Annotated in this window: 23 protein-coding genes; 20 read left to right on the top strand and 3 right to left on the bottom strand. The window is 34.5% G+C overall.

Features of this window, described 5'->3' with window-relative positions; genetic code table 11:
- Nucleotides 1-64: 64 nt before the first annotated feature.
- The gene (locus ETI37_RS05645; RefSeq protein ID WP_006586749.1) at nucleotides 65-1,255 is read left to right on the top strand and encodes a CCA tRNA nucleotidyltransferase; all 1,191 of its coding nucleotides are present in this window, start codon (nucleotides 65-67) and stop codon (nucleotides 1,253-1,255) included.
- 223 nt (nucleotides 1,256-1,478) lie between these two features.
- The gene (locus ETI37_RS05640; RefSeq protein WP_006586748.1) at nucleotides 1,479-1,961 is read left to right on the top strand and encodes a type III toxin-antitoxin system ToxN/AbiQ family toxin; all 483 of its coding nucleotides are present in this window, start codon (nucleotides 1,479-1,481) and stop codon (nucleotides 1,959-1,961) included.
- A gap of 63 nt (nucleotides 1,962-2,024) precedes the next feature.
- On the opposite strand, the gene trhA is transcribed toward ETI37_RS05640, so the two are convergent.
- Complete coding sequence (trhA, locus tag ETI37_RS05635; protein ID WP_006586747.1) at nucleotides 2,025-2,690, bottom strand: PAQR family membrane homeostasis protein TrhA; 666 nt, start codon at nucleotides 2,688-2,690, stop codon at nucleotides 2,025-2,027.
- A gap of 148 nt (nucleotides 2,691-2,838) precedes the next feature.
- Between trhA and ETI37_RS05630 the strand changes: the two genes are divergently transcribed.
- From ETI37_RS05630 to ETI37_RS05605, 6 genes are all read left to right on the top strand, one after another.
- Nucleotides 2,839-3,681 (top strand): DegV family protein, encoded by an 843-nt coding sequence (locus ETI37_RS05630; RefSeq protein WP_006586746.1) that lies wholly within the window; start codon nucleotides 2,839-2,841, stop codon nucleotides 3,679-3,681.
- Between the two features lie 107 nt (nucleotides 3,682-3,788).
- On the top strand, nucleotides 3,789-4,013 hold the full coding sequence (locus ETI37_RS05625; RefSeq protein ID WP_006584767.1) for a YozE family protein: 225 nt from the start codon (nucleotides 3,789-3,791) through the stop codon (nucleotides 4,011-4,013).
- Nucleotides 4,014-4,059: 46 nt separating this feature from the next.
- Nucleotides 4,060-4,809, top strand: coding sequence for a cation:proton antiporter domain-containing protein (locus ETI37_RS07970; RefSeq protein ID WP_143458479.1), 750 nt, complete (start codon nucleotides 4,060-4,062; stop codon nucleotides 4,807-4,809).
- A complete protein-coding gene (locus tag ETI37_RS07965) occupies nucleotides 4,764-5,654 on the top strand; it encodes a cation:proton antiporter domain-containing protein (protein ID WP_308444501.1) in 891 nt (296 codons plus the stop codon). The genes ETI37_RS07970 and ETI37_RS07965 overlap by 46 nt, the downstream gene beginning before the upstream one ends.
- A gap of 119 nt (nucleotides 5,655-5,773) precedes the next feature.
- Nucleotides 5,774-6,616, top strand: coding sequence for a ribosome biogenesis GTPase YlqF (gene ylqF, locus ETI37_RS05610; RefSeq protein WP_006587319.1), 843 nt, complete (start codon nucleotides 5,774-5,776; stop codon nucleotides 6,614-6,616).
- Nucleotides 6,613-7,371, top strand: coding sequence for a ribonuclease HII (locus tag ETI37_RS05605; protein ID WP_006586742.1), 759 nt, complete (start codon nucleotides 6,613-6,615; stop codon nucleotides 7,369-7,371). Before ylqF ends, ETI37_RS05605 begins: the two co-directional genes overlap by 4 nt.
- Nucleotides 7,372-7,417: 46 nt before the next feature.
- Here ETI37_RS05605 and ETI37_RS05600 read toward each other — a convergent pair whose 3' ends face one another.
- Nucleotides 7,418-7,846 (bottom strand): GNAT family N-acetyltransferase, encoded by a 429-nt coding sequence (locus tag ETI37_RS05600; protein WP_006586741.1) that lies wholly within the window; start codon nucleotides 7,844-7,846, stop codon nucleotides 7,418-7,420.
- A gap of 543 nt (nucleotides 7,847-8,389) precedes the next feature.
- On the opposite strand from ETI37_RS05600, the gene ETI37_RS05595 reads away from it, so the two are divergent.
- The 8 genes from ETI37_RS05595 (at nucleotide 8,390) to ETI37_RS05560 (ending at nucleotide 17,579) form a co-directional block, all read left to right on the top strand.
- The gene (locus ETI37_RS05595; RefSeq protein WP_006586739.1) at nucleotides 8,390-9,283 is read left to right on the top strand and encodes a mucin-binding protein; all 894 of its coding nucleotides are present in this window, start codon (nucleotides 8,390-8,392) and stop codon (nucleotides 9,281-9,283) included.
- A 70-nt stretch (nucleotides 9,284-9,353) separates the two neighbouring features.
- Entirely contained in the window at nucleotides 9,354-10,196 is an 843-nt protein-coding gene (gene dprA, locus ETI37_RS05590) for a DNA-processing protein DprA (protein WP_022091164.1), read from the top strand.
- 161 nt (nucleotides 10,197-10,357) lie between these two features.
- On the top strand, nucleotides 10,358-12,445 hold the full coding sequence (gene topA / locus ETI37_RS05585) for a type I DNA topoisomerase (protein ID WP_006586737.1): 2,088 nt from the start codon (nucleotides 10,358-10,360) through the stop codon (nucleotides 12,443-12,445).
- Nucleotides 12,446-12,544: 99 nt separating this feature from the next.
- Nucleotides 12,545-13,864 carry a methylenetetrahydrofolate--tRNA-(uracil(54)-C(5))-methyltransferase (FADH(2)-oxidizing) TrmFO gene (gene trmFO / locus ETI37_RS05580; protein ID WP_006586736.1) on the top strand — a complete coding sequence of 440 codons (1,320 nt, stop codon included), beginning with the start codon at nucleotides 12,545-12,547 and terminating at the stop codon, nucleotides 13,862-13,864.
- The gene (gene xerC, locus ETI37_RS05575) at nucleotides 13,857-14,765 is read left to right on the top strand and encodes a tyrosine recombinase XerC (protein WP_006586735.1); all 909 of its coding nucleotides are present in this window, start codon (nucleotides 13,857-13,859) and stop codon (nucleotides 14,763-14,765) included. Before trmFO ends, xerC begins: the two co-directional genes overlap by 8 nt.
- Before the next feature lie 2 nt (nucleotides 14,766-14,767).
- A complete protein-coding gene (gene hslV, locus ETI37_RS05570) occupies nucleotides 14,768-15,298 on the top strand; it encodes an ATP-dependent protease subunit HslV (RefSeq protein WP_006586734.1) in 531 nt (176 codons plus the stop codon).
- Nucleotides 15,299-16,681: an ATP-dependent protease ATPase subunit HslU gene (hslU, locus tag ETI37_RS05565; protein ID WP_006586733.1), complete on the top strand. Its 1,383-nt coding sequence runs from the start codon at nucleotides 15,299-15,301 to the stop codon at nucleotides 16,679-16,681.
- A gap of 13 nt (nucleotides 16,682-16,694) precedes the next feature.
- On the top strand, nucleotides 16,695-17,579 hold the full coding sequence (locus tag ETI37_RS05560) for an aldose 1-epimerase family protein (RefSeq protein WP_006586732.1): 885 nt from the start codon (nucleotides 16,695-16,697) through the stop codon (nucleotides 17,577-17,579).
- 68 nt (nucleotides 17,580-17,647) lie between these two features.
- Here ETI37_RS05560 and plsY read toward each other — a convergent pair whose 3' ends face one another.
- On the bottom strand, nucleotides 17,648-18,268 hold the full coding sequence (gene plsY, locus ETI37_RS05555; RefSeq protein ID WP_167494286.1) for a glycerol-3-phosphate 1-O-acyltransferase PlsY: 621 nt from the start codon (nucleotides 18,266-18,268) through the stop codon (nucleotides 17,648-17,650).
- Nucleotides 18,269-18,352: 84 nt separating this feature from the next.
- Between plsY and parE the strand changes: the two genes are divergently transcribed.
- From parE to ETI37_RS05535, 4 genes are all read left to right on the top strand, one after another.
- Complete coding sequence (gene parE / locus ETI37_RS05550) at nucleotides 18,353-20,296, top strand: DNA topoisomerase IV subunit B (RefSeq protein ID WP_006587317.1); 1,944 nt, start codon at nucleotides 18,353-18,355, stop codon at nucleotides 20,294-20,296.
- A 12-nt stretch (nucleotides 20,297-20,308) separates the two neighbouring features.
- Complete coding sequence (parC, locus tag ETI37_RS05545) at nucleotides 20,309-22,789, top strand: DNA topoisomerase IV subunit A (RefSeq protein WP_006586729.1); 2,481 nt, start codon at nucleotides 20,309-20,311, stop codon at nucleotides 22,787-22,789.
- A 66-nt stretch (nucleotides 22,790-22,855) separates the two neighbouring features.
- The gene (locus tag ETI37_RS05540) at nucleotides 22,856-23,791 is read left to right on the top strand and encodes a manganese-dependent inorganic pyrophosphatase (RefSeq protein WP_006586728.1); all 936 of its coding nucleotides are present in this window, start codon (nucleotides 22,856-22,858) and stop codon (nucleotides 23,789-23,791) included.
- A gap of 81 nt (nucleotides 23,792-23,872) precedes the next feature.
- Complete coding sequence (locus ETI37_RS05535; RefSeq protein WP_034530348.1) at nucleotides 23,873-24,457, top strand: peptidylprolyl isomerase; 585 nt, start codon at nucleotides 23,873-23,875, stop codon at nucleotides 24,455-24,457.
- Nucleotides 24,458-24,489 lie beyond the last annotated feature (32 nt).

The raw sequence follows: 24,489 nt of genomic DNA, 5'->3' as shown, positions 1-24,489 counted from the left end.
TTGCACTTTTTATTTTAACAAACTTTGATAACAAAATTAAAATGAGAAATGATGATTTTAAGATATGAAAATTAATTCTTTACCTGAAATATTTATGAAAGCCTTGCCAGTTGTGCAAACTTTAACACAAGCTGGCTATGAGGCTTACTTTGTTGGTGGAAGTGTTCGAGATTTGTTACTGAATCGTCACATTCACGATGTTGATATTGCAACTAGTGCATATCCAGAAGAAGTTAAGCAACTTTTTGAGAGAAGTATTGATACTGGTATACAACATGGCACTGTAACTGTTTTATACAATGATGATAGTTATGAAATTACGACTTTTAGAACAGAATCAGGCTATCAGGATTATCGACGTCCTGATCATGTCGAATTTGTTCAAAATCTAGAAGAAGATTTGAAACGACGTGATTTTACCATTAATGCCTTGGCAATGGATGAATATGGCAATATTCATGACTTGTTTAATGGATTAGATGATTTAAATCAGGGTCTGATTAAAGCTGTAGGAGATCCAGAAAAGCGTTTTAATGAAGATGCTTTACGAATGATGCGGGCAGTTCGATTCATGAGTCAGTTGAAGTTCTCTCTAGAAGAAAAGACTAGACAAGCAATTTGTGACCATCATGAATTATTAAGTAAGATTTCTGTTGAACGTATTCGAGAAGAATTCGTTAAGATGTGTGTGGGACCACATGCTAGAAGTGCATTTCAGGTCTTTTTAGATACACAACTAAGCGAAGAAGTACCAGATTTTCGCGGAAAAAAAGAGCAACTATCAGTTTTCCCAAGTTTAACTTTTTCGCCATCAACTGAAGCGAGTGTTTGGGCAATTATTGCAATTTTATTGAAGTTGCCAAATGAACAAATTCCTGCATTTATGAGAGATTGGAAGAATTCCAATCAGATGGCTCGGAATGTTGAAGAAATTGTATTTTTCTTTGACTTATTATCAGATCACAGTCCGTCTGATTATGAACTATTCCTTGCAGGACAAGATACAGTTATGTCTGCTTGTGATGTAGCTAGAATTTTGGGGCAGCCAGTCAATAGTGAAGCAATGATAGACCGTTATGTTGCTCTACCTATTAAAAATAATAAAGAGCTTGTCATTGATGGATCTACCTTAATTGAGTGGGGAATTAAGCCGGGTCCAAGTTTAGGAGAGATGTTAGCGAAAATTACCGAAGCTGTTGTTGATGGCAAAGTAGCTAATGAAGAAGAAGCAATTAAGAATTTTATTGCAGAATAACAAGTTATATATTTGCTATAATTTTTAAAATTTAGTAGAATAAATATGTAAAGAGGAGTGTATCTCAGCTCTAAGTGAGAATTAAAAGAGGAGTGTATCTCAGCTCTAAGTGAGAATTAAAAGAGGAGTGTATCTCAGCTCTAAGTGAGAATTAAAAGAGAGAAGGGTTGCCTATTAGGCAATCTTTTTTTATGCGTATTTTTATAAAAGGGGGGGAAGAATTATGAGCCTAAAATTTTATAAAATTGATTCTGACTATTTATGCCAATTATCAAAAATTGATAAAAATATAAAAATCAATCATGGTAATAATCAGAGACCATATGTTGGAATCATAGTTCAAGAAAATTCTCAAAAATATTTTATACCTATGGGGTCTCCTAAGCCTAAACATAAATACATGAAAAATAATTTAACTTTTTTTAAAATACAACACAATAATAAGTTCTTAGGGGTATTGAATATTAATAATATGCTTCCAGTGAAAAAAGGACTGTATCAAGAAATTATTTTTGATGATGAAAATGAAAAATACAGGTACTTACTTTATAATCAATGGAGAATAATTAATAAATATGAAGATAAAATTATTCATAATTCACACATTTTATATAGATTAATTACAACGGAAAAAGAGAAACATATAAATTTACAAAAATTGTGTCCTGACTTTTTACGATTAGAAGAATTTTGTAAAGGGTTTTAATATCTAAATCAAAAAAGCTGGTAATCATCATTCAAAGAATGAAGTTTACCAGCTATTAACTTATTAAACATAAAATAATACTGAAAAGAACATCAAAATAGAACCAGCTAAAACAAATAAATGCCAAACTGTGTGCATCATTGGTACACCGATCATTGAATAAAAGAGTGCTCCAATTGTGTAACTTATTCCGCCAGCAACTAGTAACCAAAAACCAGTTGTTCCAAGATAACTGTATAACTGCGGAGCTGAAAAAATTACCAGCCAGCCCATTGCAATATACATAATAACTTCAATGATGCTATTTTTGTTTTTTGCTAGTATGTAATATAAAATTCCAAAAACTGTAATTCCCCAAATTATGCCAAAAATTAACCACCCCTTAATACCACCAATTGCAACTAAAGAATATGGAGTATAACAGCCTGCAATTGAAAGAAATATTGAAGAATGATCAAAAATCTGAAATACTTTTCTAGCCTTAGTATAAATTAAGGAATGATAGAGCGTTGAAAATAAATATAAAAAAACCAAACTAGCGCCATAAATACTAAAGGTAACAACTCTTAAAGGTGAATGTGTTGATGCTGCTCGAATGATTAATAATACAAGAGCAGTAACTGCTAAACCAAATCCAATGCCATGAGTTATTGCTGAAAATATATTATCCAAAAGTGGTATAACTTTTGGTTGATGTTGCGGTTTTTGCCAAATTTTTTTAAAATTCATTGTTTGTCCTTTTTATTCATTATTACTATATTAAAGAATTTTTGATTTACTTGTAGTAAACATATGCTTACCTGTATTTCTTACATTATAGTATACCAAAGAAAAATACAAGATATGTTAAAGCCAAAAGGATGGGAAGGCGAAGGTTTTGCCAAAAATTAAAGTTATTACTGATTCATCAGTACAATTAAGTCCAGAAGAAATTGAAAAATATGATATTACTGTCGTACCTCTTTCAATTACGATTGATGATAAGACATATGTTGATGGCGAAGATATTACTCGAAAAGACTTTATCCAAAAAATGGATAGTGCAAATGAATTACCTAAAACTAGTCAACCAGCAATTGGACGCTTTGTAGATGAATTTAAGAAGCTTGCTGCAGATGGTAGTCAAGTTTTGGGGATTTTTATGGCTAAATGCTTGAGCGGTACAGTTGATGCTGCTCGACAAGCTAGTGAATTAGTAGATTTTGATGTAACAATTTTTGATTCAGGTTATACTGACCGGGCAATGGGCTTTGAAGTTTTAGAAGCTGCTAAAATGGCCCAAGCTGATAAAGGACTCGATGAAATTATTGCACGTCTTAAACAAATGCAAGATCAAATGCATCTTGAAATGATGGTGCCTGATTTAACTAATATTATTAAAGGTGGGCGCCTTGGTGCTTTAGCCGGAAGAGTAGCTACTTTGCTTAATATTAGGCTTTTCCTTGAAATGACTACTAATGTCTTAAATATAAAAGCAAAGGGAAGAGGAAAGAAGTTTACTAAGAAATTTAATCAAGATTTGATTGAATTGGTAAAAAATACTCCTAATGTTAAACATCTTGGTATTTCCTACGTTGATACACCAGATGATATGGAAGAATTAGCTAATGAGCTTAAAGAAATTAATCCAGACATGGATATTTTAATTCAAGAAACTAGTCCGATTATTATAACTCACGCTGGGCATGGAGCTTACGCAGTAATGTTTTATTCAGAATAAATTAAATTTAGCTGCAATTACTTTGGTAATTTGCAGTTTTTTGATAACCAATTATATTTATAGTAATATTAAATCAACATATTATTTAATTAAATAAAGGAGCTAACATGGCTTATCGAGAAAGTTTTTATCGATTCTTAATGACACAAAGAAATCCTGATTCACATGATGAAATTGCTGAATTTGCTAATAATGCACAACACGATCAACAATTTCCAAAACAAGAGCAGGATTATGAAAAATTGTCTGATTATTTGGAATTAAATGCTTCATATTTACCAAGTATGACAATTTTTGATCGAGCATATGAATTGTATAAAGATAATATGTAAGGCCAGGATATTCTCCTGGCTTTTTTATTTTAGAAGGTGATGATACGTGGATATTTTAATTTCAACCTTAGTGATTTTGTTTACAACTAATTTGGCGATGGTTTTTCAAAAAGCATATTTCCACAAAATCTCAGTCAATTATGTGGCTTTTTTTTTTGGAATGATACTAGGGTTAGTGCCTTTATTAAATAATTTAGTGGAAGATTTTCAATCTGAAGTTTTTATGGAGCTTATTGTTGCACCATTACTGTTTTTTGAAGGACAAAATACACAGCTTTATTATGTTAAGAGATTTTGGAAATCAATAGTTGGCTTGACAGTAGTCATGATTGTAATAATTGAATTAGTAGCTGGCTTTAGTTTGTATTACTTAACTGGCATGAGTATGGCCTTTTGTTTTTTACTTGCTGCAATTGCTACCCCTACTGATGCCACGGCTGGTGAAAGTGTTACACATGGTCTAAAGGTTCCAAGAAAAGTTGCCTATTATCTTAGAAATGAATCGTTATTTAATGATGCATCTGGTTTGATTTTACTAGCCATGATGGTCAGTTGGTATGTTAATAAGAATTTGGTAATTATTGAATCTGTTGGTCAATTATTCATTTCTGTTGTAGGTGGTATTGTTTTAGGAATTATTAGTTCTTTACTATTAGCAATGATTAGACAAAAAACTATGCAATCTAGTAGTTTAGATAATAGTAATTTCTCTCTGAATACACCTGTTCAAATAGCTTATTTGATGACACCATTTTTGTTGTATTTTTTGCTGAAGAAATCCATGTATCAGGTGTAATTACAGTTGTTGTTGCGGGGTTAGTCCATAATGCAGAACACCAGAGAAGTAAGTTGACCAATCCGCAAATGGTTTTTGTTGGAAATCAATTAAGCAATATTTTTACAGATGTTTTGAATGGCTCTGTCTTTGTAATTTTAGGGCTAGTATTGATTAGACTCTTAGAAGAAGATATTTTTAATGCACAAACAATTATGGCAATTTTAGTTGGGGCATTTTTATATGTAATTAATGTCTTGGTTCGATACTTCTATACTTTTTTAACAGAATTTAGGCACAATCAAAAGCGAGCTTGGACTTTTAGTTTGGGAGGAATTCATGGTGCTGTTACTTTTGCCCTCGCTTATACTTTAACTGAGGAAACTATTAAGTTATCTGATATTCATTTTGCTTTATTGGCAAGTTCTACTTTAATTATTTTAAGTATGGTTGTTCCGACCTTTGTTTTTAGGTTCTTATTGCCAAAAAAAGTAGCGGATCTTGACCAAATTAAGGAAATGCGCAAAGTTAGAAAAAATATGGTTGAGTATGCTATGCTTGAACTGGACAAAATTTATTTACCTGAACCTTTGCGTAGGCAGTTGTTATATGACCTAAAGGCCCAATTAGATGAGGTATCAATGAAGGATTTCTTGAAAGAAATGAATACGACCGTGCGTCGACCAGATTTGAAGCCACATGATCGAGAATTTCGAGATGAAGTTTATCGCTATGCCTTTCGACTAGAGCGCAATTATTTAGGTCAGATTGCCCAGAGTGAACAAAAATATCGTGAAGGTTTTTTAAAATTATATCGTGAGACTTTGATGGCTGAAATTTTATTTTTGGGATCAAAGGAAGATTAAAGCACCATTAGGTGCTTTTTTGTTAAAAGAAAGTGTTAGCTGCAACAACAAATCATGGTATTATAAATACTGACGCCCTTTTTCAGGTATAAAATTATAAAAATGAAAGGATTTTTTACATGGCAATTCAATGGTATCCTGGCCACATGAACAAGGCACGGGTTCAATTAGAAGATAAGTTAAGTTTACTTGATGTGATTGTAGAAGTAGTTGATGCAAGAATTCCTGCTTCATCAAGAAATCCTTTAATTAGTGACATAGTAGGGGATAAGCCCCATATTATTATCTTAAATAAAGCTGATTTAGCTGACCCTAATGAAATTAATAAATGGGAAGCTAAGTTAAAAAGTGACGGAAAGTTCGTCCTCAAGCTAGATGCTCAACACAATACCAATATGGCTCCTTTATTTAAGTTGATTAAGTTAGCAGCTAAAGATCGGATTGATAAGCTGGAAGCTAAAGGGGCCAGCAATCCTACCATTAGAATTTGCTTAGTTGGAATTCCTAACTGTGGTAAATCAACAATCATTAATCGCTTAGTTGGTAGAAATGTCGCTATTGTTGGTGATCGTCCAGGTGTAACCAAAGGGCAAAGTTGGCTTAAAACAAGTGAAAGTGTACAAATTCTTGATACACCTGGTATTCTTTGGCCAAAATTTGAAGATCAAGCTGTTGGCTTTAGGCTAGCTGCTCTTGGCTCAATTAAAGAAAGTGTGTTTCATGCGGATGATGTTGCATTATTTGTAATGGAATACTTGAAAGAAAATTATTTTAAGAGCTTGGTAAAATTTAGTCGTTTATCTGAACAAAGTGTAAATGATTTACCATTGCCTGAGCTATTACTCGCAATGACAGAAAAATATGGTATGCGAGATGATTATGAAAAGATGAGCTTATTCTTGCTTAATCAGTTACGTAAAGGCCGACTAGGTAGAATTAATTTAGAAAAAGTTGAAGCATGAGTATTAAAGAAATAAAAGAAATATTACAAGGTGAGGTTGATTCAGAAACACTGGCACTTTTGCAAAAGGATGAGCGCAAAGGCGTTCAAAAACTCCTTGAAAGCTACAATAAACGACTTGCAAAACTTGCAAAAGCCAAGGCAGCTTTTATGAATCGTTTCCAGTATGAGCAAAAGGCTTGGAAAGCTGGTTCAATTGTTGCTGGTGTTGATGAAGTAGGACGTGGGCCACTTGCTGGCCCCGTTGTAACAGCTGCTGTTATTTTAGATGATAGCTTTGATTTAGTTGAAGTTAATGACTCTAAAAAATTAAGTCCCAAAAAGAGGTTAGAACTTTATCCCCAAATTTTGGATAAAGCAGTTGCAGTCGGAATTGGAGTTGGTAGTCCTGAATTGATTGATAGAATCAACATTTACGAAGCTGATCGTGTGGCAATGGCTCAAGCAGTAAATAACTTAGCTATTAAGCCTGATTTATTGCTTGTAGATGCAATGAATGTACCAGTTGATATTAAACAAATTGAACTAATTAAAGGCGATAGTAAATCTAATTCGATTGCGGCTGCATCAATTATTGCCAAGGTTTTTAGGGATGAATTAATGAATGATTACGCCAAGGTCTATCCTCAATATGATTTTGAGCATAATGCTGGTTATGGGACAGCAAAACATATTGCCGCACTTAAAGAATTTGGTGCAACTCCAATTCATAGACGTAGTTTTTCACCTGTTAGTGAGTATGATTTTAATAAATAAAAAAGGAGCGATTTGCTCCTTTTTACATTTCAAAAATTATGTTAAATTATATTTTCTTTTGCATCATATGATGACTTATACCTGCATCAATAAAAGCATCCCCAACAACTTTAAAGCCCAGTTTTAGATAAAAACCTTGTGCTTGATCTTGGGCTCCTAAAATTAGAGTAGAAATCCCTTTAGCCTGGGCATCATTTTCAATTCTTTTGATTAGTTGTGAATTAAGTCCTTGGCCACGAAAAGTTGCTTTAGTTGCTACTCTTTGGATATGCCATGTTTTATCGTGTTCTTCTTTAACACGAGCGCAACAAACAAGGTTATTATTTATTAAGCCACCATAATAAATAGGTCCCTGTTCATCTTTAAGTTCTAAATTAGCAGGAACATGTTGTTCTTTTATAAAAACTTCTTTTCGTAAGTCTAAAATTTGTTGATAAAGAGTTGATCTAATATCTTTAGTGGTTTGAATTTTCATAGTTTACCTCATGATTTTTAATTATAATATTATTTTAATTGGAATAAAATTAATAAATCAACCAAATAACATTATGTATGATTATTTTATAAAACAAGATAAATATTATATCAAAGATGTAAAAGCTTTCAATTTTGATTAAAGTGAAATTAATTATAATATTTCTTAGTGCGAATAATAATAATTTTTAATAAAAGATGATATAATATTGCTTGAAAGCAATTAACCGATTCGCCTTTAGGTATAAACGTAATTTACTTATCGAATCCATACGTTATTTATCCTTTATTCAGAGCCTATTGAATCCCTAGATAGGTTCTCCTCCTTTCTATAAAGAAACGAGTTTAATTGCTTTTAATACCCCAGAAGCGACATTCAGAATGAGTGTCGTTTTTCTTTTTAATTGCTTATATTTGTAATATTTTATAAATATAGTATGATAAAAATACAGATTAGAAATAGGAGAGGTCTATTATTTTCTTTAAAAAAGCAGCACAAATTGCTGCTACTTCTGCATTTTTATTGTTTTTTAATTCAAGGGTAGTGTTTGCAGAAACAACAAGTTTAACTGAAAGTATAAAAAATCAAACACTTACTGCTAATAGAAAGATTTATGCCAAAGTCGATGGTGATGAAGATTTTCAACTAGTTCATCAAGATAGAGCAACTCTAACTTATGATGAAAAGGTTTCAATCGAGAACAACCAAAGAAAATTTACTTTGGATAAAGAAGTTAGTTCTGAGTGGCCTAATTACACTATGCCTAAAAAAGAAGGGTATACAGCATTCTTAACAGATGAAACTGGTCAAAAAGAAGAAAAATTAGCTGATGGAATTATTCCAAAATCTGAAGTTACGTTAACTAGTCTTGATAATACTAATTTGGATAGGAATTATTATATTATTTACTATCCTGATGAACGCACTCTCTCAGTTGAGTATATTGATAAAACTACTAATGAGATTTTATCCAAAGATAGTTATTCTGGAAAGTCAGGGGAAAAAATAACTTTAAATATTGTTAATCCTGATAAAAACAAATATTCAATCGATAATAATATAATTCCTAGTTCTTATACATTTACAGGTGATTCTAATCAACAGGTTAAGATTTATTTAAAAGATAAAAATAGCAACTCCAAAAAAGAAGAGGAGAAAAGAAATAAAATAACCAGTCCAAATATAAATCTTAAAGAAAATCCCAAAACAAATGGAAGTTTACCTGATACCTATCTAAATGATGATGACAAGGCGATAAGCTTGTATACTATGCCGAACAGAAAAAAGGCAGTGATGAAAAATAAGAAGAACAAGAGGAATTCATCATTTAAAAAAGCTGAACTTAATTTTAACCAGTGTTCTTTAATAGTACTAGGGACTGTAATAATTATTTCTTCATTTTTCATTTGTAAAATAAAATTAAAGTCAGAAGTCTAGTTACCAAACTAGACTTTTTTAGTAAAAATCAACTTTTTTCGAGTATATATACTTGAAAGAAGGAATGAGAATGACTATTAAAGAATTTTTACTGAGATTAAAGCTTGAAAGGGGAATTGGATATCAAAAGTCCTTAGCAATTTTGACTAAGCTTACTAGTTTATCTGCTGTAAACTTGGCCGATTTAGAAACTTTGCCCGAACAAATAAAGGAATTAGCAATTAAGGCCTATTCTAATCCTAAGCATCCCCATACCATTGATTTACTTACCAAGCAGTGTAAGATTATCAGCTTTTTTGATAAAGAATACCCGGATAAATTGCGCCAAATTTATAGGCCGCCGTTACTTTTATTTGCTAAAGGGGATATTTCTCTGCTAAAAAAGCCAATCACAACAATTGTAGGAGCTCGGCAAGCAGGCTCATATACTCAGCAAGCTTTAGATGCCTGGGTGCCACGTTTAAGTCAAGATTACGTAATTGCTTCTGGTTTGGCAAAGGGAGCAGATCGTTTTGCTCATGAAACAGCTTTAAAGTATCATGGTAAAACAATTGCCGTAGTTGGTAATGGATTAAATCACTTTTATCCTAAAGAAAACCAACTTTTACAGCTGGAAATTATAAAACATGGCTTACTGATAAGTGAGTATCTTCCTGACACGCCACCACGACCTTTTCGTTTTCCAGAACGTAATCGTATTCTGGCAGGTTTAAGCGACAATGTGATTGTAACTGAAGCAAAAAGCGAGTCGGGTTCATTAATTACTGCTAATTATGCATTGTATGAAAATCGCAATATTTTTGCCTTGCCGGGATCAGTCTTTTCACCATTATCACAAGGCCCAAATGAACTTATTAAAGCAGGGGCGTGTCCACTATTAAATCTTGAAACTTTTTATGATAATATACATTGATTTAACTAATGTAAATAAATTATTATTTTTAATAGCTTAATATAGTTGATTTTTTTCTACTATATATTAAGCTAGATACTGAAACAACATATTATTTGACAATCTGAAAAAGCTACTTTATCCTTAAGCATGATTTTTACAGATTAAGAAAGGGGCATTTGATGCCTACTAGAAAGAAAAATTTAGTTATTGTCGAATCTCCTGCAAAGGCAAAGACAATTGAAAAATATCTTGGGCGCTCTTACCATGTTATTGCGTCTAAGGGACATATTAGAGATTTACCTAAATCGCAAATGGGTGTTGATATCGAACATGATTATCAACCTAAATATATTTCGATTCGTGGTAAAGGCGAAACAATTAAAGAATTAAAAAAAGAGGCCAAAAAAGCAAAATTTGTATATTTAGCATCCGACCCCGATCGTGAAGGGGAAGCAATTGCTTGGCACGTCGCTCATATTTTAGATTTGAATGATGGTCAAAAGCATCGCGTTACTTTTCACGAAGTTACTAAAGATGCGGTAAAAAATGCTTTTAAAAATCCAAGAATGATTGATATGGACACAGTTGATGCCCAACAAGCTCGTAGAGTTTTGGATCGTCTTGTGGGTTATTCTTTGAGTCCGATTTTGTGGGCCAAGGTAAAAAAGGGATTATCTGCTGGACGTGTTCAATCAGTTGCTTTAAAACTAGTTTTAGACCGTGAACAAGAAATTAAAGACTTTAAGCCTGAAGAATACTGGACTATTGATGCCGAATTTACAAAAGGCAGAAAGAAGTTTCAAGCAAGTTTCTATGGCTTGGACGGTAAAAAGACTGAACTTCCTAATAATGAAGCAGTTCAAGCAGTTTTAAAGAAAATAGACAAAAACAAGCCATTTACTGTTGAAACTGTAGTTAAAAAGGAACGTAAGCGTCAAGCCCCAGCTCCATTTACAACTTCTACTTTGCAACAAGAAGCTAACAAGCGTTTAGGCTATCGAACTAGAAGAACAATGTCGATTGCTCAACAACTTTATGAAGGTATTAGTCTTGGGAAAGAAGGAACGGTTGGGTTAATTACTTATATGCGTACTGACTCTAAGCGTACCTCACCAGTTGCTCAAGCAGAAGCAAGTAAGTTTTTAACTGAAACTTTTGGGGCAGAATTTGCTTCAAAAAGCGCACGACATTTCAAAAACCAAGAAGATGCTCAAGATGCTCACGAAGCTATTCGACCAACTAGTATTTACCGTACCCCAGAATCACTTAAAAGAAGTTTGACAAGCGAACAATTTAAACTTTATAAGTTAATTTGGTCAAGATTTGCGGCTAGTGAAATGACACCAGCTGTTTTTGATACAGTTCGTGCAGATATTGTCCAAAATGGAGTAATGTATCGGACAACTGGATCTAAGATGAAGTTTGCTGGATTTACGAAGGTTTATGATGCAGGTAGTGATAAGAGTGTAGAATTACCAGATCTTGCAGAAGGTGACAATGTTAAACTTTCTAAGCAAGACAATAAGCAACACTTTACCTTGCCACCAGCTCGGTATACTGAAGCTAGTTTAGTTCATGCTCTTGAAGAAAATGGAGTTGGACGCCCTTCAACATACGCACCAACAATTGATACAATTCAAAGACGCTACTACGTTAAGCTTGAAGGACGCTCAATTGTACCGACTGAATTAGGTGAGATTGTTAATAATTTGGTTGGTAAATTTTTCCCTGATATTGTTAACGTTGACTTTACTGCTCAATTAGAAAATGACCTAGACCATGTTGAAGAAGGTAAGAAAAACTGGGTTAAGGTTGTTGATGAATACTACAAGCCATTTTCTAAAGAGCTTGAAAAGGCAGATAGCGAAATTGAAAAGGTTCAAATCAAAGATGAACCAGCTGGTTTTAATTGTGATATTTGTGGAGCGCCAATGGTTATTAAAATGGGACGTTATGGCAAGTTTTATGCTTGTTCACGTTTCCCAGATTGTCGAAACACTAAAGCAATCGTCAAAGAAATTGGTGTAGTTTGTCCTAAGTGTGGCAAAGGTCAAATTGTAGAAAAGAAATCAAAACGTGGACGTAAGTTCTTTGGATGTAGTAATTATCCGGACTGTGACTTTGTTTCATGGGATAAACCAGTTGGACGTGATTGTCCAAATGATGGTCATTTCTTAGTAGAGAAGAAAACAAAAAAAGGACTTGTTGTTCAATGTCCAAATGGTGACTACAAGGAAGAACGTGAAGAAAGCGAAAATTCTAAATAAAAGTTAAATCTTTGACATTGTGAGATAATATCATCAGAAGTATTGTTAATTGATGATATTATTTTTTTATCAATATAAATTAGGATAAGGATGAAATAAATGACGCAAAAAGTTACTGTAATTGGTGGTGGACTTGCTGGTAGTGAAGCTAGTTATCAATTAGCGAAAAGAGGAGTTGAAGTTCACCTCTATGAAATGCGCCCAATTAAAATGACACCTGCTCATGAAACGGGGAATTTGGCAGAATTAGTATGTACGAACTCAATGAGAAGTGATCAATTGACTAATGCTGTGGGACTTTTAAAAGAAGAAATGCGCCGTCTTGACTCACTTGTTTTAAGGGCTGCTGATGCTACCAAGGTCCCAGCTGGAGGTGCTTTAGCTGTCGACCGTGAATTATTTAGTAAGTATATTACCGACGAATTAGCCAAATTTGATAATTTACATCTTCATCATGAAGAAATTACTAAAATCCCGAATGATGGTATTACTATTATTGCAACAGGGCCATTAACTAGTGATGATTTAGCTAAACAAATTCAAGAATTTTCTGGCACAAGTAGCTTACACTTCTTTGATGCTGCTGCACCGATTGTTGCTAGTGATTCAATAAATATGGATATTGTTTACAAAAAATCACGCTATGATCGTGGAGAAGCCGCTTATTTGAATTGTCCAATGGATAAGCAACAATTTACTAGATTTTGGGAAGAATTAGTTAAGGCGGATACTGCTGAACTTCATGGCTTTGAAAAGGATGAAGTTTTTGAAGGTTGTATGCCAATTGAAGTTATGGCTGCTCGTGGAGAAAAAACTATGCTCTTTGGTCCGCTCAAGCCAGTTGGACTTGAAGACCCTAAGACTGGTAAAACTCCATATGCAGTTGTTCAGTTGCGCCAAGATAATGCAGCTTCTTCAATGTATAATTTAGTTGGTTTTCAAACTCATCTAAAATATGGTGAACAAAAGCGGGTCTTTTCGATGATTCCAGGCCTAGAAAATGCTCGTTTTGTTCGTTATGGTAAGATGCACAGAAATACTTATATGGCATCTCCAGATGTATTGAATGCAACTTATGAAGCTAAAAAACAAGCAGGTCTCTTTTTTGCTGGTCAAATGACTGGAGTTGAAGGTTATGTTGAAAGCGCAGGTAGTGGATTAGTCGCTGGGATTAATGCAAGTCGTTTAGCAAGAGGACTAGATTTAGCAACTTTTCCAGTTGAAACAGCATTAGGATCAATGGCTAATTATATAACTACAACTAGCTCTAAACATTTCCAACCAATGAATGCGAGTTTCAGTTTGATTCCGCCACTTGAAAAGAAAATTCGCAACAAGCGCGAACGTAAGCAAATGATTTCTGAACGTGGTTTAGAAAAGTTAGCAGAATTTGCGGAAGAAATGAAGATTAATGACTAAGAAGTCACTACTTGAACAATTTAAAGATTATTTAGCATATGAACGAGGTTATTCCAACTTAACTTTGACAGCTTACATAAATGATTTAAAGCAGGCTGAGGACTTTTGGAAAAATAACGGTGGTTTTAATGGCTTTGAGCAAGTTTCTAGTAGAGATGTTGAAATTTTTATTACCTCCCTCGCTAGTGCCGGCTTATCACAAGCCAGTCAAGCACGAAAACTGTCGTCTTTGAAATCTCTTTATAAGTTTTTAACGCGACGAAATTTGGTTGCGGTTGATCCGACCCAAACTGTAAGTATTCATCGCAAAAGTAAAAAACTACCAGAATTTTTCTATGAACCTGAAATAAAAAAAGTGTTAGATTCTCTTTCTGCTTCTGATAAGTTTACTGTTCGTAATAAGGCAATGTTTGAACTGTTTTATGCGACAGGGATGCGGGTTAGCGAAGTTAGTAATTTAACCTTGCAGCAAGTTGATTTTGATGTTCAGATGATTTTAGTTCATGGGAAAGGTAATAAAGATCGTTACGTTCCATTTGGTGATTATGCAAAGGCTAGTCTTTTACGTTATCTGAATGAAGCTAGAAGTTTATTTAATCCTGATGAAAATAATCATTTTGTCTTTTTAGACAATCGAGGACATCAGTTAACTAGTCGTGGAATTGAATACATTATGCGAAAAGTCTTCCAAAAAGGTGGACTTAGTGCCAATGTGCATCCCCATGAATTACGGCATACTTTTGCTACTCAAATGTTGAATAATGGAGCCGATTTACGAAGTGTTCAAGAATTATTAGGCCATGAATCTTTGTCAACTACTCAAATCTATACCCATGTAACAATGGAACGTCTGCAGAAAGATTATGAAAAGTTTTTCCCACGTAATGAAGGAAAGGATTAGTTATGACAACAATTGTTAGTGTAAAACATAATGGTAAGACCGCTATTGCTGGTGACGGCCAAGTTACCTTAGGTGAAAAGTATATTTCTAAAAAATCAGCTAAGAAAATTCGGCGAATTTATAACAATCAAGTTGTAATTGGATTTGCTGGAGGTGTGGCTGATGCAGTTAGCTTAGAAGAAATGCTTGAAGGAAAACTTGAAAGCTATTCAGGCGATTTGCGTCGTGCAGCCGTTGAAATGGCGCAATCATGGCGTAAGGATCCCACTTTGCAAAAATTGCAAGCAATGTTAATTGCTTTTAATGATAAGGACTTACTCTTGATTTCTGGTAATGGTGAAGTTTTAGAACCAGATGAAAATGTAGTCGCAATTGGATCTGGTGGCTATTTTGCACAAGCAGCAGCCGTAGCTATGACTCGTCATGCTAAAGACATGGATGCTAGTGAAATTGCTAAAGAAGCAGTAGGAATTGCGGCAGATATTGATGTCTTTACTGATCATGAAATTATTACAGATGAAATAGGTGATTAGATGTCCATTAAAACACCAAAAGAAATAGTACGTTTATTAAATGAATATATTATTGGTCAAAATGAAGCCAAACGAGCAGTAGCAATTGCGCTTTATAATCGTTATCGTCGCTTGCAATTGCCTAAGTCTTTGCAACAGGATATTACTCCTAAAAATATGTTAATGGCTGGTCCAACTGGTGTAGGTAAAACAGAAATTGCTCGTCGTCTAGCAAAAATTGTGGATGCACCTTTTGTTAAAGTAGAAGCTACTAAGTTTACTGAAGTAGGTTATGTTGGTCGCGATGTTGAATCAATGGTTCGCGATTTAGTAACTGAAGCTGTCCGCATGGAAGAAAAAGAGCAATTTAAGCGTGTTAAGGCCGATGCTACTAAAGAAGCCAACAAAACTTTGGTTCGTTTGTTAGTACCTGGTATTAAACATGAAAATCGTGAAAACCAAATGCAACAAATGATGCAAATGTTAATGGGTTCACAACAAGCTGAGCAGCCTCAAGAAGAAGTTACCGATGATATTAGAAATCAACGATTAAGTGTTGCAGAACAACTCAATAAAGGCTTGCTTGAAGATCGTCAAGTTACTATTGAAGTTGAACAAGCTCCTAAAGTTAACCCGATGGGCGATATGATGGGGCAAATGGGAATGGATATGAATTCTCTCTTAGGTGATATGATGCCTAAGAAGAAAGTTAAGCGTACGCTTGCTGTGCGAGATGCTCGAGAAGTGTTAATTCAAGAGCAATCTCGTAAGATGGTTGACTACGATACCATTTACCAAAAGGCAATCGAACGGACCAGTCAAAATGGTATTATTTTTATTGATGAAATTGATAAAATTACTGGTAAAAGTAAAGATGCTGGCCAAGTTTCTCGTGAAGGAGTTCAACGAGACGTTTTGCCAATTGTTGAAGGTTCGACAGTACAAACGAAATATGGCCCTGTTTCAACAGATCATATCCTCTTTATTGCTGCAGGGGCATTTGCTGAAAGTAAACCTAGCGATTTAATTCCTGAATTGCAAGGCCGCTTCCCAATTAGGGTAGAACTTAATGCTTTAACAAAGGCTGACTTTGTATCAATCTTAAAAGATCCTGAAAACTCATTGCTCAAGCAGTATATTGCTTTGCTTGAAGCTGATGGCGTTAAGTTAATCTTTACTCAGGAAGCAATTGATAAAATTGCTGAAATCGCTTATGACGTTAACCAAGGAACAGATAATATTGGGGCGCGTCGTTTAGCGACAATTTTAGAAAAATTGCTTGAAGATGTTCTTTATGAAGGTCCAGATATGGAGATGGGTGAAATAACTATCACTCAAGCTTACGTAGAAGAAAAACTTAGTGATATAATTATGAATAAGGATTTAACTAAATTTATTCTATAAAGGACTTCATAAAATGGAATATGAAATTAAGAATCAATTTTTAAACGTAAAAATTAATAGTCGGGGTGCTGAACTAACTTCAGTAAAAAGTGTAAATTCAGATACCGAGTTTCTTTGGCAAGCTGATCCAGAAGTTTGGAATCGTCATGCACCAATTTTGTTTCCAATTGTTGGTCGCTTAAAAAATGATACTTATCAATATCAAGGTAAAAGCTATCAACTTAGTCAACATGGCTTTGCTAGAGATAAAGAATTTAAGTTGCTAAGTCAAGAAAGCGATGCAATTAGTTTAGTTTTGCGTGATGATGAAGCTAGTTTAAAGGAATATCCATTTCATTTTGAGCTGGTAATTACATACCGATTACTTAATAATTTATTGATTGAGAATTTAAGTGTTAAAAACCCTGCTAATGAAGAAATGTTCTTCTCAATTGGCTGTCACCCAGGGTTTAATGTGCCGGTTAATAATCAAATTAAGAAAAGCAATTATTATTTACAGATGTTACCATCTAAAGATCATATTCGCATCCCTCTTAATAAAGAAACAGGCTTACATGATTGGGCAAAACGGACAATTGCAGCAACAGATACCCCGATTGAATTAACTGATGACTTATTTAAACATGATGCTTTAATTTTCCAACTTAAAGGAGAAACTAAAGTATCATTACGTAGTGAAAAAACAAGCTATCATGTTAATGTAACAACTGAAGATAGTCCATTTATTGGTGTTTGGTCACAATATCCTAAAACAGCAGATTATGTTTGCATTGAACCATGGTGGGGTCTTTGCGACGATGTGAATGCTGATGGTGATATTAGTAAAAAGCGTGGAATTATCAAACTTGGTCCAAATGAAGAATGGACAGGTAAGATTACGATAGCCTTGCATGATTAAATGGCTATTTTAAAAGACACTAGACAAAAAAACGTCTAGTGTCTTTTTTTAGATTTTTAATTATAAATTTATTTATTTTTTAACCAATAATAAATTCCAAAAGGTATAATGTTTTCCGTCCCATTTTTTAAGCGAATAATATTTGCTTTGTGGCGATTAAAAATCAAAATTAACAAGACAAACATCATGCTGCTTAGATATGGATCATGGAATAAAAAACTAAAAATAAAGAATAATGTAATGCATAGCATTGCCGTAAGTGACATAATACTTGTAATAAATAGCATAGGAAAGAAAATACCAGCACAGACGCAAAAGAATGCTAAATTATAGCCTAAAATAAAACCTGCTGTTGTAGCAACTGCTTTTCCACCTTTGAAGCCCAGAAAGATTGAAAAAGTATGCCCCAAAATAGCTACCATTCCAAAAACTGTTCCTAATGGGTGTGGCCCGAGGTGAAAGATTGCTGGCAAGAGTGTTGCTAAAGTTCCTTTCAAAACATCAACTAATAAAACACTCATTCCAGCAACTGGTCCGAAAGTTCTAAAAGTATTAGTTGACCCAGGGTTTCCTGAGCCTAGTGTGCGAATATCTTTATGAAAAAAAACTTTTCCAACTATCACGCCAGTAGGGAATGAACCTAAGAGATATGCTAAAATAAGTAATAGTGCAATTTTAATTGTTAACATTTTCAAACCTCACTTAAAATCTATGTGTTATTGTAACAAAGATTATAATAGTGTGGCAGAAAAAATTTATTGGAGGGAAATAGCTTGGTAAAAGCAAATAGTTATGATGATTCCTCAATCCAGATTTTGCACGGGCTAGAAGCAGTTCGTAAAAGACCTGGAATGTATATCGGTTCTACCGATATCAAAGGTATTAACCAGCTAGTTTATGAAATTGTCGATAACAGTGTCGATGAAGCGATGGCTGGTTATGGTAAAGAAATTAACGTAACCATTCATGAAGATAACAGCATCACTGTTCAAGATTTTGGGCGAGGAATGCCAACTGGGATGCATGAATCGGGAATTCCAACAATTGAGGTTATCTTTACAGTTTTGCATGCTGGTGGGAAGTTTACTGAAAAGAACTATAAAACTTCAGGGGGTCTTCATGGGGTTGGTTCTAGTGTTGTTAATGCTTTGTCTTCGTACTTAAAGGTCCGTGTTGTACGTGGTGGACAAGCCTATGAAGAAGAATTTCATGATGGTGGAAAGCCAATCGGTAGTTTAAAACATTTAGGTAAAACTAACGATAAAACTGGAACAACAATTACTTTCAAGCCTGATGAACGGGTCTTTTCAACAACAAAATATAAATACGAAACTATTGAAGAACGAATTCGTGAATCAGCTTTCCTACTTAAAGGGGTCAAGTTTACTTTAAAAGATGAACGGACACCTAATCATTATGAAGAATTTCTCTATACTGATGGGATAAAATCTTTTGTTTCTTATCTTAATGAAGGAAAAGATACATTTGGGGATGTTTTTTATTTTGAAGGAAAGCAAGACTCAATAGAGATTGAATTTTCTGGACAATATAATGATGGTTATTCAGAAAACTTTGTTTCTTTTGTAAATAACGTTCGTACCATTGATGGGGGTTCTCATGAAATGGGAGCCCGTTCAGGCTTTACTCGTGCTTTTAACGACTATGCCAAAAAGCAAGGCTTACTCAAAGAAAAGGAAAAAAATATTGAAGGTAGTGACTATCGTGAAGGATTGAGTGCTGTTCTTTCAATAAAAGTTCCGGAAGAATTGCTTGAATTTGAAGGTCAAACTAAGGGTAAATTAGGTACTCCACAGGCTAGAAGTGCTGTAGATGCTTTAGTTTATGAAAAGATGAGCTACTATTTACTTGAAAATGGTGAATTTGCGCAGACTTTAGTTAAGAAGGCTCAAAAGGCACGGGATGCTCGTGAAGCTGCCAAAAAAGCTCGGGATGAAAGCCGTAATGGTAAAAAGCGTCGTAAAAAAGAGCTATTATCAGGAAAATTAACTCCAGCTCAATCACGTAATCCCAAGAAGAATGAATTGTTCTTAGTCGAAGGTGATTCTGCCGGAGGCTCTGCTAAGCAAGGCCGTGATCGAAAGTTCCAAGCAATTTTACCTTTACGTGGTAAGGTTCTGAATACTCAAAAAGCAAAACTTCAAGATATCTTCAAAAATGAAGAAATCAATACAATGATTCATACAATTGGAGCTGGTGTTGGAACTGAATTTAAGATTGATGATGCAAATTATGACAAAATTATCATCATGACTGACGCCGACGACGATGGAGCCCATATTCAAATTCTGCTTTTGACTTTCTTTTATCGTTATATGCGACCAATGGTTGAGGCAGGGCGAGTTTACATTGCTTTACCTCCACTTTATCGCTTACAAAAAGGTAATGGAGCAAAGGCTAAAATTGAATATGCTTGGACAGATGAAGAATTAGAACGTGATGAAAAAGCTATGGGTAAAGGCTATAGTTTGCAACGTTTCAAAGGTTTAGGGGAAATGAATGCTGATCAACTTTGGCAAACAACTATGAACCCTGAATCAAGAATGTTAATTAGAGTTAAGATTGATGATGCTGCACTTGCTGAAAGACGAGTTACAACTTTAATGGGTGACAAAGTTGAAGCAAGAAGAAAATGGATTGAACAAAATGTAAAATTCCGTATGGGTGAAGAAGGCTCAATCCTTGAAGCTGAAAATTAGGAGGAATAATTAATGGCGCAAAAGACCGAGAGAATTCGGGAAATGCCGCTAGAACAAGTCATGGGTGAGCGGTTTGGACGCTACTCTAAATACATTATTCAAGAACGTGCTTTACCTGATATTCGAGATGGCTTAAAGCCTGTTCAACGCCGCATTTTGTATGCAATGTATTTGGATAATAATACCTTTGATAAGCCATTTAAAAAAGCTGCTAAGGCAGTTGGTAATATCATGGGTAATTTCCACCCACATGGTGATAGTTCTATTTATGGGGCCTTAGTTCACTTATCTCAAGATTGGAAGATGCGTGAACCTTTGATTGAAATGCATGGTAATAATGGGTCAATGGATGGCGATAGCCCAGCTGCCATGCGTTATACAGAATCAAGATTAAGCAAAATTTCTAATCATTTATTGGCTGATATTGATAAAGATACAGTTAATATGGTTTTAAACTTCGATGATACCGAGTATGAACCAACTGTTTTACCTGCTCAATTTCCTAATTTATTAGTTAATGGAGCAACCGGTATTTCAGCAGGGTATGCTACTGAAATACCACCACATAACTTAGCTGAAGTTATTGATGCGACAATTTATTTATTAAAGCATCCTAATGCTTCTTTAGCTGATTTAATGCAATTTGTTAAAGGGCCAGACTTCCCAACGGGAGCAATTGTCCTAGGGGATAAAGGAATTAAGGAAGCTTATGAATCTGGTCGTGGCCGAATTCAAGTGCGTGCTAAGACTAGCATTCAAGATATTAAGGCTGGTCGTCAACAAATTGTGGTTACCGAAATTCCTTTTGGCGTCAATAAAGCCTTTTTGGTTAAGAAGATTGATGAAATTCGTTTAAATAAAGAAATTGATGGTATCAGTGAAGTACGTGATGAAACAGATCGCCATGGTTTATCAATTGTTATCGAATTAAAAAAGGGTGCAGATAGTCAAAATATTTTGAATTATCTGTTTAAATCAACCGATTTACAAGTATCATACAGTTTCAATATGGTCGCAATTGACCATATGACACCAGTCCAAGTAGGGTTAAAACGAATTTTAAGTTCATATTTGGAACATGATGCTGATGTTATTACCAAACGGACAAAATATGATTTGAGTAAAGCCAAGGCTCGACTTGAAATTATTGAAGGGCTGATTCATGCTCTTGATATTTTAGATGATGTAATTAAGACCATTCGAGCAAGTAAAAATAAGGCTGATGCCAAAAACAACATTATTGATAAATTTAGTTTTACTCCAAGACAAGCTGAAGCGATTGTTTCTTTGCAACTTTATCGCTTAACTAATACTGACGTTAATGCTTTACAGGCTGAAAAGAGTGATTTAGAGGAAAAAATTGCTAGTTATGATTTACTTTTAACTGATCGTAAGGTATTAGAAAAACAAATCATAAAAGAATTAAATGCAGTGAAGAAAGAATTCGGCAGCGAACGTAGAACTAAGATTTCAAGTAAAACTGCCAAAATCGAAATTGATGAAAAAGCATTAGTGGCAGAAGAAGATGTACGGGTATTAGTATCACGTGATGGTTATCTCAAGCGGTCAAGTTTACGTTCCTTCCAATCTACTAATGACAGTGAAAATGGCTTACCTGACTTTGACAAGGTAGTTTTTGAAAAGACTATGTCAACTTTGACTAATCTATATATCTTCACTAATAAAGGAAATGTGATTTTTAGACCTGTTCATGAGCTTGTAGAAGCTAAATGGAAAGAACCAGGACAACACTTGTCACAAGAATTGGGACTTGATACTGATGAACAAATTATTGCAGTCTTTGAATTGGCTAAATTGGATTCTAGATTAAACTTCTTACTAGCTACAAACGATGGCTACATTAAGCAATTAGCTCTAGCTGATATTCAGCCAACTAGAACTTATAAATCACGCGCAATGATTGCAATGAAGCTAAAGGAAACCGCTTCACGTGTTGTACGTGTTGAAATGATTTCTCCGGATACCAAGAAGGAAATCACTTTATTTACTAATCATGCTTATGCAGTTCGCTATGATGTTAACGAAATTCCGACTAGTGGGGCAAGAGCAGCTGGTGTTAAGAGCGTTAACTTGAAAGATGATGATTTTGTAGTTGATTATGTCACTGTTTTGCCAGAATATTTAGACATGATGAAATTAGGAATTGTCACTCAAAGAGGAGCTTTCAAAGAGTTTAAATATGAACTAATTAATAAAGTTAGCCGAGCAAAGCGTGGCGTCTTAGTTTTACGTGAATTAAAGAAGAATCCACATAGAATTGCTGGAGTGGTTCTCTTTGCGCAAAATCATGAATTACTTGTTGAAACATCAAGTGCTAGAACTATGACAATTAAGACCAATGATTTTCCATTAGGAGATCGTTATTCAAACGGGTCATTTGTCATTGATCCGATTGGGGATGGAGAGCCCACTAGTTTAACTTTAGGCAAGCCTACTCATTATGGCAGAGATGATGTTTCGGAATTATTTTAGTTAGGGTTTTACAAACATAAAAATTCTAGTAAACTAAAGATAGATATTTTTAAAGAGGTAGATACAATGGCAAAAGAATTAATTTTTGGACACCAAAATCCGGATACTGACGCAATTGGTACTGCAATTGCTTACTCATACTTCCAAAATCACTTTGGTTTTGATACTGAAGCAGTTGCTTTAGGTGAACCAAATGATGAAACTGCATTTGCACTCAAGAAGTTTGGTTTTGAAGCACCACGTGTTATCAAGACTGCTGCTAATGAAGTAGATGCTGTTATGCTTGTTGACCACAACGAACCACAACAATCTGTTTCAGATATTGATAAGGTTACTGTAACTCACGTTGTTGATCACCACAGAATTATGAACTTCAACACAGCTGCACCACTTTACTTCCGTGATGAACCAGTAGGCTGTACTTCAACAGTTTTATGGCAAATGTTCAACGAAAAGGGGTTAGAAATCCCTCAAAATATTGCTGGTATCATGCTTAGTGCAATTATTTCTGATACTTTACTTTTGAAGAGCCCAACTACTACTGATAAAGATCACCAAGCAGTTGAAGCATTAGCAAAGATTGCTGGTGTTGATTACAAGAGCTACGGTCTTGAAATGCTTAAAGCCGGTACTAACATTGCTGACAAGAGTGAAGAAGACTTAATTGATCTTGATGCTAAGAGCTTTGAATTAAACGGTCATACTGTAAGAATTGCTCAAGTTAACACTGTTGACTTACCAGAAGCTATGGAAAGAAAGGCTGCATTTATTAATGCAATGGAAGCTTCTTCTAAAGCAAATGGTTACGACATGTTTGTTCTTGTTTTAACTGACATCTTAGAAAGTAATTCTGAAGGTATTGTTGTCGGTGGTGACGAAACTAAGGCATTATTTGAAAAAGCATTTGATAAGAAGTTAGTTGATGATGCTGTTGAATTACCTGGTGTTGTATCACGTAAGAAGCAAGTTGTTCCACCATTAACTGAAGCTTTTGAAGGTTGATACTTTAATTTGAATAAGATAAGGCTCGAGAGGGTCTTATTTTTTATGGAAAGGAAAAAATAAATAATGACAGATAAAAAAATGTTATTTCCTCAATTACAGCTTGATAAAGCTGTAGGACCAAAAGTAGTTATGAAAACTAATATGGGTGAGATTGAATTTCAACTTTTTGAAAAACAAGCTCCAATGACAGTTGAAAACTTTGTCCGTCTTGCTGAAAAAGGTTATTATGATGGGGTGATTTTTCACCGTGTAATCAAAGATTTCATGATTCAAGGTGGAGACCCTAAGGGTGATGGTACTGGTGGTCAAAGTATCTGGGGACACCCATTTGAAGATGAATTTAGTTCACAATTGTTTAACTTCCGTGGAGCAATTTCTATGGCTAATTCAGGTCCAAGTACCAATGGTAGTCAATTCTTCATTGTTCAAAATCAAAACATGCCAAAACGCTATACTCGTGATATGCGCGAAGCAGGTTACCCACAAGAAGTTATTAAGCGTTACAAACAAGGTGGAACTCCTTGGCTTGATTTCCACCACACTGTTTTTGGGCAAGTAATTAAAGGTATGGACGTTGTTGATGCAATTGCTAAGGTTGCAACTAACAATATGGATAAACCAAATGATGACGTAGTAATTGAAGGTATTACAATTAAAAAGTAATTATTAAATAAAGCAAAAGGTGCTAACAGTTG

Source organism: Lactobacillus mulieris, assembly GCF_007095465.1.
GTDB lineage: Bacteria > Bacillota > Bacilli > Lactobacillales > Lactobacillaceae > Lactobacillus > Lactobacillus mulieris.
This window is presented reverse-complemented; position numbering and strand designations above follow the sequence as displayed.